Origin of the sequence: Azospirillum sp. (assembly GCF_035628975.1) — a bacterium.
Lineage (GTDB): Bacteria > Pseudomonadota > Alphaproteobacteria > Azospirillales > Azospirillaceae > Azospirillum.
In genome coordinates this window covers 62,203-79,208 of sequence record NZ_DASPIS010000118.1, presented here as the reverse complement: position 1 = coordinate 79,208, position 17,006 = coordinate 62,203, and the positions used below count along the sequence as shown (strand labels likewise).

Sequence of the window (17,006 nt, the reverse complement as noted above, 5' to 3'; positions counted from 1 at the left end):
CTGTCGCGCAATCGGGGGGGGACCTGTCGATGAACACGATGATGCGAAGCGCGGTTTCGGTCGTCGCCCCGGCCAGCCTGGGCTTTCCCCGCGGAGCCGCCAGGACGAGCATCGGCGACGACGCGGCGGTCCGCCTGGAGGTGCGGAACGTCTACAAGATCTTCTCCGCCAATCCGAAGCCCGCGCTGTCGATGCTGCGCCAGGGCGCCAGCAAGGCGGAGGTTCTGGAAAAGCTGAACGTCAATGTCGGCGTGCTGGATGCCAGCTTTCAGGTCCGGACCGGCGAGATCTTCGTCATCATGGGACTGTCGGGGTCCGGCAAGTCCACCATGATCCGCTTGCTGAACCGGCTGATCGAACCCAGCAGCGGCGAAATCCTGCTCGACGGCAAGGACTTGGTCAGCATGTCCAAGGCCGAGCTGATCCAGGCCCGCCGCCGCAACATGGGCATGGTCTTCCAGTCCTTCGCCCTGATGCCGCACCTGAGCGCGCTGGACAACGCCGCCTTCGGCCTGGAAATCTCCGGCGCATCCAAGGCGGAGCGCCACAAGGCCGCGCAGCAGGCGCTGGAGCAGGTGGGCTTGGGCACCTACGCGCACCGCTACCCGCGCGAGATGTCGGGCGGCATGCAGCAGCGCGTCGGCCTCGCCCGCGCGCTGGCCAACGATCCCACCATCCTGCTGATGGACGAGGCCTTCTCCGCCCTCGACCCGCTGATCCGTACCGAGATGCAGGACGAGCTGCTGCGCCTGCAGCGCGAGCAGCAGCGCACCATCGTCTTCATCTCCCACGACCTGGACGAGGCGATGCGCATCGGCGACCGCATCGCCATCATGGAAGGCGGACGCATCGTGCAGGTCGGCACGCCCTACGAGATCCTCAGCCGCCCGGCCGACGATTATGTCCGCTCCTTCTTCCGCAACGTCGACGCCTCGAAGGTTCTGCGGGCCGGCGACGTGGCACGCTACGAGGCGACCAACACGGTCATCCGCCTGCCCGGCGAACTGGCCCCCGCCCTGCAGCAACTGCGCGAGAACCACCACAACTTCGGCTATGTGCGTACCCAGGACGGCCGCTTCGAAGGCGTCGTCTCGCAGACGACACTGGAACGCGAACTGAACGGTCCGCAACCGCGCTTCATCAACGCCTTCCTTCCCGACGTCCGCACGGTCAACGCCGCGACGCCCATTCATGCCCTGCTCGCCCTCGTCGCCGACACCGAATGGCCGGTGCCCGTCGTCGATGACGACGGCAACTTCCTTGGCGCCATCTCGCGCGCCCTCATGCTCCACACCCTGGTTCGGGGGGATTGACCGATGGAATTCGAACTGAGAATCGGCAAATGGGTCGAGGAACTGGTCGGCTTCATGCTCGACCATTTCCAACCGGCGCTGGATGCGATCGCGACGGTGGTGAACGGCTTCGGCGGGTCCATCGATTTCGTGCTGGTCGGGGCGCCGGCCTGGCTGCTGATCGGGCTGATCGTCGCCACGTCCCTTTGGCGCGTCGGCACCGGCTTCGCCGTCTTCACGGTCGCGGCCCTTCTGCTGATCGCCGGCATGGGGCTGTGGACGGAGACCGCCTCCACCCTGGGTCTGGTTCTGACCTCCACCCTGCTCAGCCTGCTGGTCGGCGTGCCGCTGGGCGTCTGGATGGCGCGCAACCGTGTGGTCGAAAGCGTCGTCCGCACCACGCTGGACTTCATGCAGACGATGCCGGCCTTCGTCTATCTGATCCCGGCGGTGATGTTCTTCGGGCTGGGACGGGTGCCGGGCATCCTCGCCACGGTGATTTTCGCCATGCCGCCGGCCGTGCGCCTGACGGCACTGGGCATCCAGCAGGTGCCGGCCGAGATCGTCGAGGCCGGCAAGGCCTTCGGCTGCCATGACCGCCAGCTTCTGTTCAAGGTGCAGTTGCCGAACGCCCTGCCGTCGATCATGGCCGGGGTGAACCAGACCATGATGATGGCGCTGTCGATGATCGTCATCGCCTCGATGATCGGCGCCGGCGGCCTCGGCAACGTGGTGCTGCAGGGCATCCAGCGCCTGGACATCGCGCTCGGCTTCGAAAGCGGTCTCAGCGTCGTGCTGCTGGCGATCATCCTCGACCGCATCACCCAGAGTTTCGGCCAGACAGCCGCTGCTCCACGCCCGGCACGCTTCGCGTTCCTGCGGCGGTTCCTGCCGGTGCCGGCTCGGTGAGCGCAGGGGCTCTTCCGGTAGGGGGCTTCGCCGCCGCTCTTCCGGCGCGGCCCATGCCACATCACGGGCCACGGTTGTTGGGCGACATACGGGTGGAACGGCTGACCGGTGCCGCCCTGGCCGACCGGCTGGAGGAATTGGCGGTCCTGCGGCTTGCTGTGCTGGGCGAGTTTCCGTTTCTCTATTCCGGGTCGGCCGCGTACGAGGAACGCTATCTCTCCAATCTAGGCGGCCTGTCGGGCGGGTTCATCCTAGCCGCCTTCGACGGCAACCGCATGGTCGCGGCCGTCACCGGCGCACCGCTCGCGCAGGAATTGGACGCCTTGCGCGATCCCTTCGCGCATGCAGGCCACGCCCCGCGCTCGATCTTCTATTTCGGCGAGGTGGTGGTCCTGCCCTCCCATCGCGGGCGGGGTATCGGAACAGCCCTGCTGGAAATCGGCGAAGCCCATATACGCGAAGCTGGCCGGTTCGCATCCGCCGCCTTCGGCGAAATCGTGCGGTCCGCCGACCACCCCCGCCGCCCCAAGACATACCGGACGCCAGATGCGGCGTGGCGGCGGCTGGGCTACCGGCTGGAGCCGGATATCGGCGGCACCTTGTCCTGGTGCGACGTCGGCGACCGGGAGGAGACCGCCAAGCCCCTTCGCTTCTGGGTGAAGTCCCTCGTCCCCGGCCTCGGAGCATGACGCATGCCGCACGATGGTGTGGTCTTCGATCTTCCGGCCGGGGACAGCGCGGGCGGCGATTGTCCGCTGCTGATCCGCAAGATTCCCTACCGCGATCCGGTCACCGCCTTCGCGCCTTGATCCGGCCAGCCTTTCGCCGCCCACGCGGCCTTCAGATGGGCGCCGCCGATATCCCAGCCGATCACCGCTGACCCACGGGTGTCAGGCATGCGCGTCCTCCCGGCCGGCGTCGGCCAATGTGGTGTGGAATAGGTCCAGGATTTCACCAGCCGGGTTCCAGCCCAGCACCCGCGACAGCCCGGAATAGCCGACGGACAGGCGCGGATTCACCTCCACCACCACGGGACCATCGGGTTTGTCGATGAGATCGACGGCGACATAGCCGCGCAGGCCCGGGATCGCAGCGGCGATGGCACGGGCCAACGGCTCCCAGGCGGCACGGCGGTGCTCCATCGCCCCAACCTCCACGCCATGGAAGGAGAAGCACCCATCCCCACGCTCCATCGTCTGGCGGTTGCAGCCGAGCAACCGCACCACGCCGGCATTGTCGACCAGCATGGACAGGCTGCAGGCTTCGCCCTCGACCAACGGCTGGACGATCCAGCGGCCGGCATGCGGCGGCGTCCAGGCGGCGATGTCGTCAACGATGAAGGTGTCCAGGCAGCCGGCGCCGTCGTCCGGTTTCACCACATGACGGGCGGCGGGCGGCGGAGCGCCGAGCGGAACGGTGGGAATGGCCGCGATGCCGCGCGCTGCCAGCCGCGCCGCCGTCGCCGTCTTCGACGACGCGAGAGCGATGGCGTCGGGGGCGCAGGCGACCACCGGCCGGCCGGTGCCCCAAAACAGATCAGCGACGTGCCCCAGCAACCCGTCGCTTTCCGGCGCGATCGGCCAGACCACGTCGCACAGGGCGGCGGCATCGCGCCAGCGCGATTCCGGATCGTCGCCCGGCGCCACCGGGAACAGGGCGACCCGGTCGGCCGGGAAGGACGGCGGCGCAAGGCGGCTGTCCCAGCACAGCGTGACGTGTATTCCATCCAGCGCGGTCAGGTCGCCGACCAGCGCCGCGACCATGGCATTGGCGTCCGCCATCAGGTCGGTCGGAAGCGGCCCGTTGCACAGCGCGCCGCCGGTGACATACTCGCAGACCAGAACCCGACGAAAGCTGTTCTCCATGGACATCATTCCCGTCATCGACCTGCTGGGCGAGCAGGTGGTTCATGCCAAGCGGGAGGAGCGCGACCGCTACCGCCCCATTGAAAGCGTGCTGACCGCCGGACCGGCACTCCAGGATATCGTGGCCGCGCTGCCGGCGCTGCAACCCTTCCGCGCCTGCTATGTCGCCGATCTCGACACGATCCGCGGACATGGCGACTGCCGTCCCAGCGCCGCTACGCCGCAGGCCCACTGGTCCTGGCAGGTGATCGTCATGACATTGGACTGGGTGGACTCGGGCAAGAATTCAGACCCTCGCCCGCTTCGCCTCCGGTCATCTGTGGCCGGTCAGTTGGCGGCGAACGGATGAACGGCGGCGGCCACGCCGTCCAGCATCTCCTTGGCGGTCGGCTGGCCGGCCGCTCAGGTTCATCGCCGGCCGAATCGCCTCCGATCAGCGTCAGCTCCGTCACCAGCCCATCGAGCGCGAGTTGCTGGCCTGCCTTTGAAAGGTCCCGGGCCAGATTCTCATTAGAGGAATTCGGGCTACTCCATAGGTGGAGCGCAGCTACCCCACCGGATGATGTTACTGTTTGGGATGTCTTGATGGTTGGCGTGAAAAACAATCCCGATCCGATCAACGTCGCACCCCTTCAAGAATTATGTCCGCTTTGTTCAATGTGACCGGCCGAATCCTGCGTAGGCTGCTTGTCATAAAAACTTGATGGAGCGGAAAGGGATCGACCCCCCGCCCATCCGAACGTGGCCGCCGGAACAATCAAGGCCGCGGGAAAACAGGGTGTTCGCCGACCATTCGCGACCCACGACGATACGAACAGGAAAGCGGAAGAGGGGCACGGGACAATGCAGCGCAATCAACAGCAATCCGGCGTTTCCACGGTCGACACAGTCGGTTTCCTCCTGGTTCCCGATTTCTCCATGATCGCGTTCACCGCGGCGGTGGAGCCTCTGCGCCTCGCCAACCACATCAGCGGAAAGGAACTGTATCGCTGGGTTCTGCTCTCGCCGAACGGGGGTGTCCAGCGGGCCAGCAACGGCATCGGGATCTGCATCGACCACGCCATCGCCGACGCTCCGCCGCTGTCCACCGTGATGGTGTGCAGCGGCGTCGGCGGCCACTGGTACGAGGATCGGGCGATGTTCTCGTGGATGCGGCGTTCGGCCGCCCAGGGGATCGCCTTCGGCGCCCTGTGCACGGCCAGCCACATCCTCGCCCGCGCCGGCCTGTTGAACGGCTACCGCTGCACCATCCACTGGGAGAACATGGCCGGCTTCGCCGAGACCTTCCCGGAGATCGAAGCGACGGGCGAACTGTTCACGATCGACCGCAACCGCTTCACCTGCGCGGGCGGCACCGCCGCCACCGACATGATGCTGCACCTGATCGCCGCCCGCCATGGCGAGAAGCTGGCGATGGACATCGCCGAACAGCTTCTGCACACCAAGATCCGCGCCGGCAGCATCCGCCAGCAGGAAGAACTGCACGCCAATCCGGTGCTGGACCATGAGGATCTCAACGCCGCCGTGGCGGTGATGCAGGCAAACATAGAGGAACCGCTTGATCTGCTGACGCTTGCTGCGGAACTGGGCCAGTCGCGCCGGAATCTGGAGCGGCTGTTCCGCAAATACATGAACTGCTCGCCGGCCAAATACTATCTCGGACTGCGGATGAAGCGGGCGCGACAGCTGCTGTGCCAGACCCGCATGTCGGTGATGGAGGTGTCGATCAGCTGCGGCTTCATTTCCGCCACACATTTCAGCAAATGCTACCGCGATCATTTCGGCGTCGCACCGCGCAGCGACCGCCAGAACCAGCGGCACAGCCCGCTTGCCGCCGCGCACGAGTTCGCCGGCGTGACCTGATGCGGCACCTGATGCGGCGGAAATCGCCAAATCCGTGTCGCATCCAAACAGGTGCCGCCCCCTGGATGTCCTTAAGGTACAAAACGGCCTGCCTGACACCAAATCCGCGTCCGGCCCTGCCGGACCACAGCCAGGAGGACGGCACCGATGCTCGAAACGATCCTTTCCGCCCAATCCGCACGCGGTGTGACCGCCGATTTCATGGTGGCTGCCATCCCGGCCGGCCTCTACGAGCTGTTTTTGGAGAATGTCGTCCTGCCCTGCCGGATCGGCGTGTTCGACTACGAGCGCGACGCACCTCAGCGGGTCCGCATCGACCTGCTGCTGCAGGTGCGCCAGGACGGCGCCCAGTTCTCCGACGATATTGGAGACGTGCTGTCCTACGACGATCTCTTGTCCGGGCTGAAGCGGATCCTGATGGACGAGCACACCAATCTGGTCGAGATGCTGGCGGAGAAGATCGCCCGCATGTGCCTGGCTCATGAACAGGTGCAGTCGGCCCGCGTGTCGGTGGCGAAGCTGGACATTTATGATGGAGTCGCGGTTCCGGGCATCCGGCTGGAGCGGACGCGCGACCAGATGCTGGCGTCGCGCCGCCTGATGGCCATCGCCGACCGGCGGATTTGACCCGATGACGGCCAACGCATCTCCCGAAGGCGGATCGCCGGCCCCCAGTTCGCTGGCCCCAAGACCGCCGGCCCCAAGACCGCCGGACGCCGGGACACGGCCCTGGGTGATAAAGATTGGCGGCAGCCTGTCGGACTGGCATCGGCTGGGAACCTGGCTGGACCTGATTGCCCGCCCCGGCCATCTCCACCCCCTGGTGATCGTGCCGGGCGGCGGCCCCTTCGCCGATGCCGTGCGCGACGCCCAGGACAATTGGCGCTTCGACGACCGCCTCGCCCACCGCATGGCCCTGCTGGCGATGGAACAGTTCGGGCTGATGCTGCACGGCATCTGTCCGGCCCTGCAAACGGCGGCGACGCGCGAACGGCTGCGGTCGCTGATCCGGGCGGGGATGCCGGCGGTGTGGCTGCCGTCCGCCATGGCGCTCGACCAATCCGAGATCGCCGAGAGTTGGGATGTCACCTCCGACAGTCTGGCGGCGTGGTTGGCGGTGGAACTGGACGCGACGGCGCTGGTGCTGGTCAAGTCAGGGCCCTGCCCTTGCGCTGCGACCGATGCGGCGTCGCTGGCCCGCGACGGGCTGGTGGATGCGGCCTTTCCGCACTGGCGCGGGCGTTTCAGTGGCGAGAGCTGGTGCATCCATCGCGACAACCACGCCCTGATGGAAGAGGCGCTGGCGGGCCGCGCCAGTCCTGGTTGCCCCCTGCTGCGCAGCCCGGAGGTGGAGCCTCTGCCCCGCGTGCGGGCATGAACGAAATTTCTCGTCTTCCCGCACCGTCGCGATTGGCCTGGGCGCTGACCGGGTCCGGCCACTGCATCGAGGAAACGCTCGACCTGATGGCGCGGATGGCGCCGCCACCCTGGTCGGCGTCATCCTGGTCGACATGGTGTGCCCCACCCCGATCTGGGCCACGCCATGGCCGGTGCCGGCTTCATCGGGTGATGCTGGACACCGGGCTGAAGGATGGCCGCAGCTTACGCGATCATTTGTCGTCCGACGCGCTGGCTGCCCTCATCGGGCAAACGTGCGATGCCGGATCGTGGGCAGGGTTGGCGGGGGCCCATTCGGCGCCGGTTGGGTTCCACCTTATCGGCAAAACACTCGCATCTACAGCGGTTTACACTGCGCATGCAGGGGAGCCCGCTTCCGAGCCGGTTAACAGTTTTGAGGCAGCGCTGTCCTGCTGGGCCGTCCGCTGATGCTGCGACCATCGGCCATCCCCATCGCCCGCGCGGTGAGCGAGCGGTTTGCCGGACTGGAGGGCTTCAGGTTGTTGCGCTCTGCCGTCAGTGCTTGGGCGAGCGGCGCGTCGCCGCTGCGGATCGCCGCCTCGACCAAAGTCAGGTCGAGGATGTCGCGCTGCGCGTGGCTGCCGCCGAAACGGTGGGCGCGGGTGCGCACTGCGTAGAGCAGCTTGGCCGCCGTCCGGTACTCGCCCCGGCCGAACGCCTGCAGCGCCCGGCACACCGGCAAACCGACATCACGCGCCATCATGGCCCCGGTGCCGTGGCCGCGCCGTGCGGCTTGCTCCTGGGCGGCGAGGGTGCGGTCAGCCGCGTCATCGCGGCCATCGGCGACGAACGCCATCATGGCATGAGCGTCGTTGAAGGCGTAAAAGCCGTCGGCGGCGGCCCGTTCCCAACAATCGGCCACGTCACGCCAGCGGTCGCCCACATCGATACCGCGCAAGTGCAGGCGCCAGAGCATGGCCGAACCATCCACCAGTTCCAACGCCGTCGACGCCGGGTTCGAGCGGATGTGCAGGTCGTAGAGCGACAGAACCCGCTCCGTCTCGCCCTGCTCCAGGTGGTACAGGGCCAGATGCCACCAGTTGTGGTACGAGAAGGCATTGTTGTCGGCCCATTGCGCCCGCCTGGTCTCCATCCACTCCACACCCTCACCGATCCGACCCTGCATTTCCATCACATGCGCCACGGCGTGGATCGCCCACGGGTCGCGGTTGTTGAGGGTGAGCGCCCGCCGACCGGCCTCCTCGGCACGGCCGTAAAGGTTGGTCTGTTCCAGCCCGAAAGCGTGCATGCCCAGCACATAGCCGAAGCCTGGCACGCTCTCGTCCCAGTGCGGCAGCACCTGCGCCACGCGGTCGCGCAGCATGCGGGATTCGCCCAGGAAGAAATCGGCCACATGGGCGATCTGCAGAGCCAGGATGTCGTGCGGGTGCTCCTGCACGATCCGGCCGTAGAGGGCGGCGGCACGCTCCAGATCGCCTTCCAGCCACGTTCGTGCCGCGGCGATATGGGCACGCTCGCGGTCGGTGGCGCCGGCCGACAGCGCCTCCGCCGCCTCGACGCTGCGGCGCAGTTCGACTTGGGCGGCAGCCTCATTGCAGGTGGCGTAGACTCCGGCCTTGAAGCAATGGCCCATCACGAAACCGGGGTCCTCCTCCAGGGCCTCGTCGGCAACGGCAAGGAAGTCTAGATAATAGCCGTTCAGCAACTCGACAGCGGCGTCAAAGCGGTCCAAGGCGGCCTGGTTGCCGGTGGACACAGTCAGCCCTCGCACGTCTCGCAGTGTCATGATCGTCTCTCCGTGACAAGAATGATGGTTTCCCTTTTCCTCCGGTGGCGTGATGTCGGCGTGAAACTGCGAGAGTGCGCAGCGTGAAAAGGAGCGTTCCCGATCGCCACAGGCTTTTTCACGCCCGGCTCACGACCGGCGCCACGCCGGCTTCACGAACGCGCGGACAGTATGGGGGCCTCGCAACCGTTGAGCAGAGGTCCATCATGCCGGTAGGAAGTGCCCCCATCGCCCGCCCGCCCCAGCCCATCGTCCTGCGCCCCGCCCTCTGCGACGACAGCCGCCGCATCGCCGAGTTGGTCCGCATCGCCGCCGATGGTGTGGCCGACTACATCTGGGGTCAGTTCGCCGCCCCCGGCGAAGACCTGCTCGCAATCGGCGAGCGGCGCTACGCGGGCGACGGCGTCGGCTTCAGCCACCGCAATGCCGTGCTGGCCCAACAAGGGGATGCGGTGGTCGGGATGATGCTTGCCTTCGCCATGCCGCCGCGCGCCGACGGGCCGCCGGAACGCGAGGTCGATCCCGTTTTGCGCCCCTATGCAGAGTTGGAGGTGCCTGGAAGCCTCTACATCGCCTCCATTGCCGTGGAGGAGGGGCACCGCCGCGCCGGCATCGCCACCCGGCTGCTGGCCTCCGCCCGCCGGCGGGCGCGGGCGGAGGCGCTCTATGGAATGAGCGCCATCATCTTCGCCGCGAACACGCCGTCACGGCGCCTGTTCCAGCGGCACGGCTTCGCGGTGGTCGACCGCCGGGCTGTGGTTCCGCACCCGCTGATCCGTCACACAGGGGAGGCGCTGCTCTATCATGCCCATCCCTGACGCAGGCCTCTACAGTGTCGTGCGTTTAACGTGAAACGCACGACACTGTAGCATTATGTTTGGCGATCGGATTCACGCTCCAAATTGATTCCGATTTTACGCGATCCGATCTAACCCTGCAACGCCGCCTCCAGCAAGGCCGCCGGCTGCCTGTAGCCGACGCGCCGGCACTCGTCCAGAACGCACTGAAGCGCTTGGCGCGCCTCGGGGTCGCGCCGGCCACGGCCCCAGGCGGCAAGAGCCCGGCCGCGCGCGGCGAACAGAGTACACCAGGGAAGCGGTTCCGCAGCGGCATAATCCTCCAGCGCCCGAGCGTAGCGTTCCGCCAACGCCCAGTCGGCCAACTCCAGTGCCGTCTCGATGGCTACGCGGTAAAATTGCAGATGGTTGTGTCCGACGCTGCCGCCGGCCAGCAGTGCCTCGCCCTCGTCGAGTGTCGCGCGCCGGACAGCGGGGGTGCGCTCGCACAAGGCCAGTTCTGCCAGGATTGACGGCCCGATGTAGCCTGGGCCCGTTTCGTTCGCGATCTCCATTGCCCGGGACAGAAGGGCACAGGCCTGCTGCAGGTTGCCCGCCTTGTGTTCCAGCCGCGCCTCGAACACCATGTGCTCAGCCTCGAACCGCCGCGCACCCAGTTGCCGGGTCAGCGCCTGTGCCCGCGCCAGATGGTCGCGGCCGGCGACCTCGTCATCCAGTTCGAACAGGATCTCGTATGCCACGATGTGGGACAGCAACTCGGCCCGGCAATGGCCGATGCTCTGCGCCGCCCGTGCGCCCGTGCGTGCATCCTCCACGGCGCCATGCAGGTCGTTCAAATAGAAGCGGGTGATGGCAACCATATAGCGGTTGGACACTTCGACCCGCCGCAAGCCCTGCTGTCGTGCCAGGGTCACGCAACGGACAAAATGGTCGTGCGCGGTCACCATGCGGCCATGCGCGTAATAGCCGTCGCCAAGCCCTCCCAGCGCTGCCGTCTCCAGATCGACCGCGCCGGCCCGCCGAGCCCATTCCAACGCGGCATGATGTTCGCGCAGGCAGCCCGCCAGATCGCCGCGGGGAAAGCACAGGTTGCCACGCATATGATGAATGCGCGCCCGGTAGGCCGGTCGGTCGGCACGCACCGCGGCGGCTTCCGCTTCCGTCAGGGCCGCCAGGGCGCCGTCCAGGTCGTCGGTCACCCGCTTGGCCGATGCCAGACCCAGACAGGCGCGGGACCGCTCCGCGTCGCCGGTCGCCAGGGTTCGGGCTTCGGCGAAGGCCGCCAATGCCTGCTGCAACTCGCCCGCAGCTTCCAGAAGCTCTGCCCGCAGGCAGGACAGGGCGAACTGGTCCTCAGGCGCGGTGGCCAACGCCAGACCGCGTTCCGTCAGTTGGATGGCCCGCTCCAGCCGGAAGTCGGCGGCGCAGGTTTCGGCCGCCCGCAAGTAGGCGGTGATGGCGGCCGGGTCATCGGCCCGGTCCAAATGTTCGGCATGTCGTACGGGATCGCCCTCGGCATACCAATCCGCCGCCCGCCGGTGCAGCTGGGAGCGCTGGGAGCGGAGCAGCGCTCCATACACCGCCTCCTGCACCAGGGCATGCGCAAACAGGAAGCCATCGGCATCCGGGCGGACCAACGCCTGTTCGACCAATGGCCCACACAGATATCCCGGATCGTCGATCATATGCCGCAAGCCGTTCAACGCAAAGCGTGACCCAAGGACGGACGCCGCCTGGAGAGCCCGCCGGTCGCGCGGAGCGAGGATGTCGGTGCGGGCCAGCACGATGGCGTGGATGGTGCCCGGCACCGCAGCCACCTCTCCGCGGCTGCGCAGCAGTTGCTCCAGGAACAGCGGATTGCCGCCGGCCCGCGCGACGCAGCGTTCGGCATGCCGTTCGTCGATGCCTGGGAAAAGCCCGGCCAACGCCAGCGCGTCGGCACGCCGCAAGGGTGCGAGGTCGAGCGTCAGCACCGGCCCTCCAGCCAGTTGGGCGCGCCAGTCCGCCCCCAAGGGATCGCCCTGGAGGCGGGTGGACAGGATCAGGACTGCCGGACAGTCTGCGACGACCCCGGCCAGCATCGCCAGATAGGACAGCGTCTGCCCGTCCGCCCAATGGATGTCCTCCATCACCAGCAGGACGGGCTGTTCGGCGCTGCGCGCGCGCAGCAGGTCGGCGATGGCACCGCGCCGGCCGCGCTCGCGCTCGGAATGGTCAAGCGCCTCATGGGACGGGCGCAACTCCGGCGGCAGCGGCCGGTCGATCAGCGGATCCAAATGCAGCCGCGCCCCCGCCGGCAGCCGCCCATCGGCGAACAGCCGGTCGAGATCGTCGATCGGGCCGGCAAGTTCCTGGACGAGCGCGCGCAAAGCATCCTGGCCGCGCCCGACGCCGACGCCGACCACCGCCCCGGTGGCGCACCACATGGACGCGGCAACGGCAAGGCGCTTGAACTCCTCGATCAGCCGGCTTTTGCCGATGCCGGGGTCACCGCGGATCTGGATCGTGGTGCCGCCGCCACCTTCCCGACAGGCGGCAAGCGCGGCAGCGAACTGGCGAAGCTCCGCCTTCCGTCCTATGAGCGGGCTTTGTGGGAGAACCGTGTCCACCAGATGCAGCCCGGTCACACGCCAGGCCTTGCGCCCATCCTCCGCCGGTGTGGCCGGCTGTACTGCGGCGCGCTTGCCCAGCGCACCGTGGACCCCGTCGCAGACCAGCGTCTCGCCGCCGGCCGCACGCCTTGCGAGGCCGGGCGCCTCGTGCATGGCCGGGCCGGTGACCAGCCGCCCCTCGCCCCCCTCCCTCGGCGCGCCGTCGACCACCGCCATGCTGCACGCGATCCCCACCCTGGCAGCCAACGGTGCGGGTCCGGCAGAGGTGTTGAGCGCCCCATGGATCTCCGCCGCCACCCGCACCGCGCGCCAGGGTTCGTCGCCGAATGCCCGCCGCGCGCCGAAGGCCGCCAGCACCGTGTCACCAGCATGGCGCAGGGTCTCTCCGCCATAACCGGCGACGATGTCATCGATCAGGCCGAACAGCCCGGTGGCGACGGCATGAGCCTCCTCGGGATCGAGCGAGGCGCCGTTGCGCTCCAGCCCGACCAGCAGCACGCAGATGACGGTCACATGGCGCATCTCCGGACCGCCGCCGTTCAGACTGCCCGCGTCGTCGGAAGGCGGCACCTCCGTGACGGGTTCCTCCGTCGTCCGTTCCTTCGTCGTCTGTTCCCTGGTCATCTCTGCCGGTGCTGCGGCGGGTGGTGTCCCGTCCTCCTGCCGGCCGCGGGCATGGCGGCGCTCGCGGATGGTCTTGTACAGCTGCTCGGTCTCCGGCTCGGGAGCGACGCCCAGCTCCTGTTCCAGCATGGATCGGCAAATCTGGTACTGCTTCAGGGCGACCGTGTGCCGCCCCTGCCGGGCATAGAGCTGCATCAGCGCGCGATGGGCTGCTTCCTGAAGAGGGTCGAGAGCCAGCAGGCGCAATCCGGTCTGCAGGCCGGCCTCCAGCATGCCATCTGCCAGGGCCTGATCGAGCCGTTGTGCCAAGGCGCCGAGCGCCAGCCCGCGATAGCGCTGGCGCTCGATCCTCACCCACTCGTCGAAGCCTTCGGCGTTCAGCGACAGCCCTTCGAACAGCTCACCACGATAAAGAATTGCCGCCCGGTCCAGGGCTTCGGGCGTCCCTGCCGTGAGAGCCTCCTCGAAAGCCGCCACATCGGTGTCGACGGCGTTGCGGGGCAGAGACACCCACTCCCCATCCACGGCGAGAAGCGGGATGCCAGCGCTGTCATGCGCCCGGCGCAGAGTGGCGATCACCTGGCGCAGGCTGCTCCGCGCCTGGGTGTCGGCGCTGTCACCCCACAGCAGGCCGGCAAGCTTCTCACGCGATTGTCCCTGATCCGGACGAAGAGCCAAGTATGTCAGCAGGCCCATCGCCTTGCGGACCGTCAGGGGAAACAGAGAGCCCGCAGGCGTCCGCAGCTCGAACCCACCGAACAGGGTTAGCGTCCAGACCCCCATGGCTGCCCCCATGCTCGGTGCCGGAAGCATGGCCGGCCAGAGTTTGCCCGCGGCCAACGATGCAATGAGCCAAATGTGCCACCCGGGCGTCCACCGCCCAAGCGGGGTTGAGGTGCTATACCGACCGCGCCACCCAAAGGGAGAGGTTGCGGTCCCATCCTATGCGGACTGATGGTGAAGTGTGGAACGCCATCACCTTATTCCTCGCGGAACGCACGCCTGAAGCTGTCTGTCAGCGGCTGAACCACATAATCGAACAGGGTGCGCTCCTGTCCGGTCACCAACACCTCGGCCGGCATGCCGGGATGAAGGTCGTCCAGCTCGGCCTGTTCGACCTGCGCGCGCGGAACGTCGACACGGGCAAGAAAATAGGGTGCGCCGGTCCGTTTGACCTGCCCCCCTGAACCCGCACCAGCCCCTATTTGATGACTGGGCAAATCAGGAGGAGCAAGGAATGGCCCGTCGGAAGCGGCATACCCCCGAGCAGATCATCGGCATGTTGCGAGCCATCGAGGTGGCGGTGGCGCAAGGGCGCACGGTCGCCGAGACCTGCCGCGAGCACGCCATCTCGGAGCAGACCTACTACCGCTGGCGCGCCGATTTCGGCGGGCTGAAGCTGGATCAGGCCGAACGGCTCGAGGAACTGGAACGCGAGAACCAGCGCCTGCGCAAGGCGGTGGCCGACCTCACGCTGGACAAGCTGATCCTGCAGGAGGCGGCGCGGGGAAACTACTGAGCCCAGAACGGCGCCGCGCCTGTGTCGCGCAGGTCCAGCAGACCCTTGGAGTCGGCTCGACGACGCTGGCAGGGGCGTCGGAGCGGAAAGGGATCATTCGCAGCTTGTAAATCACCATCGGCAGATACTTCATGCCCAGCAGTCAAAGCAGATAGCTTGTCTGGCTGAATTCCAGAGACTGCAATACCAAGGTGATATTGGTAACATCGGAGTCCAAATCCGACAAGGTCTGGTGCGTGAAATAAGAGTTCTTTTGGAGAAGGCGATCGTCTGGCAAATTCGCTTCAGGCCTTCCCTGTAGTTCCGGCCAGTGGAATTCGCCATGATCATGACAAGCATATCGATGTAGAGCGGCGGCGATACGAGGGCATGCTGGCCGGTTTCCGTCGGAACCGCGCGGCTGTAGGTCGAGATTGTCGCTTCGCTCTGAAGGCCAACTAAAGTCATCAATATTTTATTTTGGACATCGGCGGGCACATTGCCGTCATGTTCCGCGGGGTTGGTCAACACGACGCAGGGTTCAGGACTGGGATCATAGGTGCGAAAATGCTCATAAAGGCGTCGGGAAATTTGCGTGAGCACGTTGTCGATTGGCACGCTGTTATCTTTTTCGCGCGGTGGAAACGATCAAATACGCAATTTTAGACTTTTATTGCCCTTGATAGCCTATCTAAAGACATAATATTTCGTCACCGCTTTGCTTCTTTGTATATAGAGCAGCACATGAACGGGCGCACTGGTCGCATAGACCGGGACACTCCTCCTCGATCAGATGTTGTTGCACTTCAGCTTGAGTGCACCGCGCGGATTGACGCCGCGCCGGGTCTGGCGGAGCGCCCCCCGAGCACCGGCGTGCCTGGAAGCGTCAGAGCACCAGTGACTCTTTGGCCGCCATTGCGTGACTGAACTCGTCGAGAGTGGTGAATCGAAGGCGGGTGCCAAGGAACCCTGCGAAGTCACCCAGCCCGGCCATGACTGCGGACAGATCCCCCCGGTCAATGCCGCGATCAAGGGTGTAAAAGATTGTTGCCAGTGCGCGGTCCCGCTCTGCCAGAATACCGTCGATCCGCGCCTCCAATTCCATACGCTGCCGACGGAGTTCGGCAGCGGCCGCCGCGGCCAGGGCCATCACTCGTTCCGCTTCCGCCTTTTCCAGGCGGGCGGTCTTGAAAATCGCGATGCACGATTGGTAAACGGCAGCGGTCACCATGCTCGCGGCGGTGGCTGCAAGAATGACTGGAACGCTGATCGGTGCGGTGACGCCGACGACAGTTACAGTCACCGCGCCCGTTTGTCCGAAGGCCGCCGCCGCGGCTCCGCCTGCATAGAAGCTGGCCAGCGTCGTACAGCCGGTTTGCCCCAGAGCCTCAGCAGCCTCTTCGGCCGACAGATTGCCTTTGACGAGGTGATAAATGGATTGGGCGACCTCGACCACCGCTGTGGCGGCCAGAGCGGCCGGAGCGCCTGTCCTCAGCGCCTGCACCCCAGCTTTCTCGGCGGCCGTCCGGATCGTAACGGCCAGTGCGGCTTGGCCGGCGGCGCGGGCGGTGGCGGTGGCGGTCTCCCCTGCGATATGCTTGGCGGCGGTGGACGCATCGGTACGTCCCTGGACCAGTTGCACCGAGTGGCGGATTACCGAGACCGTGCCGCCGATGACGGCGGCGCCGAGGGCTGCCGACCCGGCCGTCACCATGACCTCCTTCCCATAAGCTTTCAGCTGAAGTTCAAGGTGATGGCGCTTCGGGTCGGCCACCGTCTGCGTGACATCGTCCCGGCTCACACCGGGGCGCAGACGCTTGGCGGCGTCCAGGTAGCGCGCTTTGGCTTCCGGGTCCGAGGTCCGATCAGCGAGGTTTAGCATTGCCTCCTTCCACTTCGGCACTTCGCCATCGGGAACCGTCAAATCCATGCCAGCGTACTTTTGGTTGGCCAAGGACTTAAGGTTTTGCGTGGTTGGACCGGACAGCAACTTGTCCTGGCGGGCCAGAACGGCCTTGCCGTCGACCACCAGAATGGAGTCCTGCGGCGCGGTGTTGGCCCCTTGCAGGCGCGTGTTTTGCCAAGTGCCAGTCTTGCCCGCCTCGGCGCGGCCGATGTTGTCCTTCAGGTCGTTGAGCGCCTCGAAGACGTTGCCGCGCGCTTGAGCGTGATGAGCACCTCCCCACCGGGGATCGGTGCTGTTCAGTTTGCCGGACTCGCGCTCCAGCATCTGCTTCACGGCCGCCCATCCTGGGTCGACCATGTCGGCGGCGCGGGCGGCGTTGACGCCGGCGTGGGCGCCGAACTGCGTGGTGCCTTGGGCGACGCCGTCCGCCACGGCGTCGCGCTTCTTCTTTGATAACCAGCCGAACATGGTCCG

The 17,006-nt window shown here is 66.6% G+C and carries 15 protein-coding genes and 1 pseudogene; 11 read left to right on the top strand and 5 right to left on the bottom strand.

The window, feature by feature from the left end; translation table 11 throughout:
• The first annotated feature begins 29 nt into the window (after window positions 1-29).
• The 3 genes from proV (at window position 30) to VD964_RS25325 (ending at window position 2,890) form a co-directional block, all read left to right on the top strand.
• Window positions 30-1,313 (top strand): glycine betaine/L-proline ABC transporter ATP-binding protein ProV, encoded by a 1,284-nt coding sequence (proV, locus tag VD964_RS25335; protein WP_324871252.1) that lies wholly within the window; start codon window positions 30-32, stop codon window positions 1,311-1,313.
• A gap of 3 nt (window positions 1,314-1,316) precedes the next feature.
• Entirely contained in the window at window positions 1,317-2,201 is an 885-nt protein-coding gene (locus VD964_RS25330) for a proline/glycine betaine ABC transporter permease (RefSeq protein ID WP_324871251.1), read from the top strand.
• A gap of 92 nt (window positions 2,202-2,293) precedes the next feature.
• Window positions 2,294-2,890: a GNAT family N-acetyltransferase gene (locus VD964_RS25325; RefSeq protein ID WP_324871250.1), complete on the top strand. Its 597-nt coding sequence runs from the start codon at window positions 2,294-2,296 to the stop codon at window positions 2,888-2,890.
• 201 nt (window positions 2,891-3,091) lie between these two features.
• Here VD964_RS25325 and VD964_RS25320 read toward each other — a convergent pair whose 3' ends face one another.
• Window positions 3,092-4,066 (bottom strand): ATP-grasp domain-containing protein, encoded by a 975-nt coding sequence (locus VD964_RS25320; RefSeq protein WP_324871249.1) that lies wholly within the window; start codon window positions 4,064-4,066, stop codon window positions 3,092-3,094.
• On the opposite strand from VD964_RS25320, the gene VD964_RS25315 reads away from it, so the two are divergent.
• The 5 genes from VD964_RS25315 to VD964_RS29940 all read left to right on the top strand — a co-directional run bounded on the left by VD964_RS25315 (window position 4,065) and on the right by VD964_RS29940 (window position 7,756).
• On the top strand, window positions 4,065-4,415 hold the full coding sequence (locus VD964_RS25315) for a hypothetical protein (protein ID WP_324871248.1): 351 nt from the start codon (window positions 4,065-4,067) through the stop codon (window positions 4,413-4,415). The two genes, VD964_RS25320 and VD964_RS25315, sit on opposite strands and share 2 nt — an antisense overlap.
• A 569-nt stretch (window positions 4,416-4,984) precedes the next feature.
• Entirely contained in the window at window positions 4,985-5,929 is a 945-nt protein-coding gene (locus VD964_RS25310) for a GlxA family transcriptional regulator (protein WP_324871247.1), read from the top strand.
• Window positions 5,930-6,076: 147 nt separating this feature from the next.
• On the top strand, window positions 6,077-6,556 hold the full coding sequence (locus tag VD964_RS25305) for a dihydroneopterin aldolase (RefSeq protein WP_324871246.1): 480 nt from the start codon (window positions 6,077-6,079) through the stop codon (window positions 6,554-6,556).
• Between the two features lie 106 nt (window positions 6,557-6,662).
• Entirely contained in the window at window positions 6,663-7,307 is a 645-nt protein-coding gene (locus tag VD964_RS25300) for a uridylate kinase (RefSeq protein ID WP_324871245.1), read from the top strand.
• Window positions 7,304-7,756, top strand: coding sequence for a (5-formylfuran-3-yl)methyl phosphate synthase (locus VD964_RS29940; RefSeq protein ID WP_414637267.1), 453 nt, complete (start codon window positions 7,304-7,306; stop codon window positions 7,754-7,756). The genes VD964_RS25300 and VD964_RS29940 overlap by 4 nt, the downstream gene beginning before the upstream one ends.
• Here VD964_RS29940 and VD964_RS25295 read toward each other — a convergent pair.
• Window positions 7,713-9,095, bottom strand: a complete 1,383-nt coding sequence (locus tag VD964_RS25295; protein ID WP_324871244.1) for a tetratricopeptide repeat protein — start codon at window positions 9,093-9,095, stop codon at window positions 7,713-7,715. The two genes, VD964_RS29940 and VD964_RS25295, sit on opposite strands and share 44 nt — an antisense overlap.
• Window positions 9,096-9,301: 206 nt before the next feature.
• Here VD964_RS25295 and VD964_RS25290 point away from each other — a divergent pair, with 206 nt between their 5' ends.
• Window positions 9,302-9,913: a GNAT family N-acetyltransferase gene (locus tag VD964_RS25290; protein ID WP_324871243.1), complete on the top strand. Its 612-nt coding sequence runs from the start codon at window positions 9,302-9,304 to the stop codon at window positions 9,911-9,913.
• Between the two features lie 110 nt (window positions 9,914-10,023).
• Here VD964_RS25290 and VD964_RS25285 read toward each other — a convergent pair whose 3' ends face one another.
• Complete coding sequence (locus VD964_RS25285; protein WP_324871242.1) at window positions 10,024-13,911, bottom strand: BTAD domain-containing putative transcriptional regulator; 3,888 nt, start codon at window positions 13,909-13,911, stop codon at window positions 10,024-10,026.
• Window positions 13,912-14,090: 179 nt separating this feature from the next.
• On the opposite strand from VD964_RS25285, the gene VD964_RS25280 reads away from it, so the two are divergent.
• Window positions 14,091-14,315, top strand: coding sequence for a hypothetical protein (locus VD964_RS25280; RefSeq protein ID WP_324871241.1), 225 nt, complete (start codon window positions 14,091-14,093; stop codon window positions 14,313-14,315).
• A gap of 50 nt (window positions 14,316-14,365) precedes the next feature.
• Window positions 14,366-14,700: pseudogene (locus VD964_RS25275) on the top strand (transposase); the annotation flags it as partial.
• 76 nt (window positions 14,701-14,776) lie between these two features.
• On the opposite strand, the gene VD964_RS25270 reads toward VD964_RS25275, so the two are convergent.
• Complete coding sequence (locus tag VD964_RS25270; protein WP_324871240.1) at window positions 14,777-15,244, bottom strand: hypothetical protein; 468 nt, start codon at window positions 15,242-15,244, stop codon at window positions 14,777-14,779.
• Window positions 15,245-15,512: 268 nt separating this feature from the next.
• Window positions 15,513-17,000 (bottom strand): hypothetical protein, encoded by a 1,488-nt coding sequence (locus tag VD964_RS25265; RefSeq protein ID WP_324871239.1) that lies wholly within the window; start codon window positions 16,998-17,000, stop codon window positions 15,513-15,515.
• Window positions 17,001-17,006: the final 6 nt, after the last annotated feature.

Coding starts and splice junctions, on each gene's coding strand:
- VD964_RS25265 (WP_324871239.1), bottom strand. CDS start 17,000: ATGTTCGGCTGGTTATCAAAGAAGAAGCGCGACGCCGTGGCGGACGGC.
- VD964_RS25305 (WP_324871246.1), top strand. CDS start 6,077: ATGCTCGAAACGATCCTTTCCGCCCAATCCGCACGCGGTGTGACCGCC.
- VD964_RS25315 (WP_324871248.1), top strand. CDS start 4,065: ATGGACATCATTCCCGTCATCGACCTGCTGGGCGAGCAGGTGGTTCAT.
- VD964_RS25290 (WP_324871243.1), top strand. CDS start 9,302: ATGCCGGTAGGAAGTGCCCCCATCGCCCGCCCGCCCCAGCCCATCGTC.
- VD964_RS25295 (WP_324871244.1), bottom strand. CDS start 9,095: ATGACACTGCGAGACGTGCGAGGGCTGACTGTGTCCACCGGCAACCAG.
- VD964_RS29940 (WP_414637267.1), top strand. CDS start 7,304: ATGAACGAAATTTCTCGTCTTCCCGCACCGTCGCGATTGGCCTGGGCG.
- VD964_RS25320 (WP_324871249.1), bottom strand. CDS start 4,066: ATGGAGAACAGCTTTCGTCGGGTTCTGGTCTGCGAGTATGTCACCGGC.
- VD964_RS25330 (WP_324871251.1), top strand. CDS start 1,317: ATGGAATTCGAACTGAGAATCGGCAAATGGGTCGAGGAACTGGTCGGC.
- VD964_RS25285 (WP_324871242.1), bottom strand. CDS start 13,911: ATGGGGGTCTGGACGCTAACCCTGTTCGGTGGGTTCGAGCTGCGGACG.
- proV (WP_324871252.1), top strand. CDS start 30: ATGAACACGATGATGCGAAGCGCGGTTTCGGTCGTCGCCCCGGCCAGC.
- VD964_RS25310 (WP_324871247.1), top strand. CDS start 4,985: ATGATCGCGTTCACCGCGGCGGTGGAGCCTCTGCGCCTCGCCAACCAC.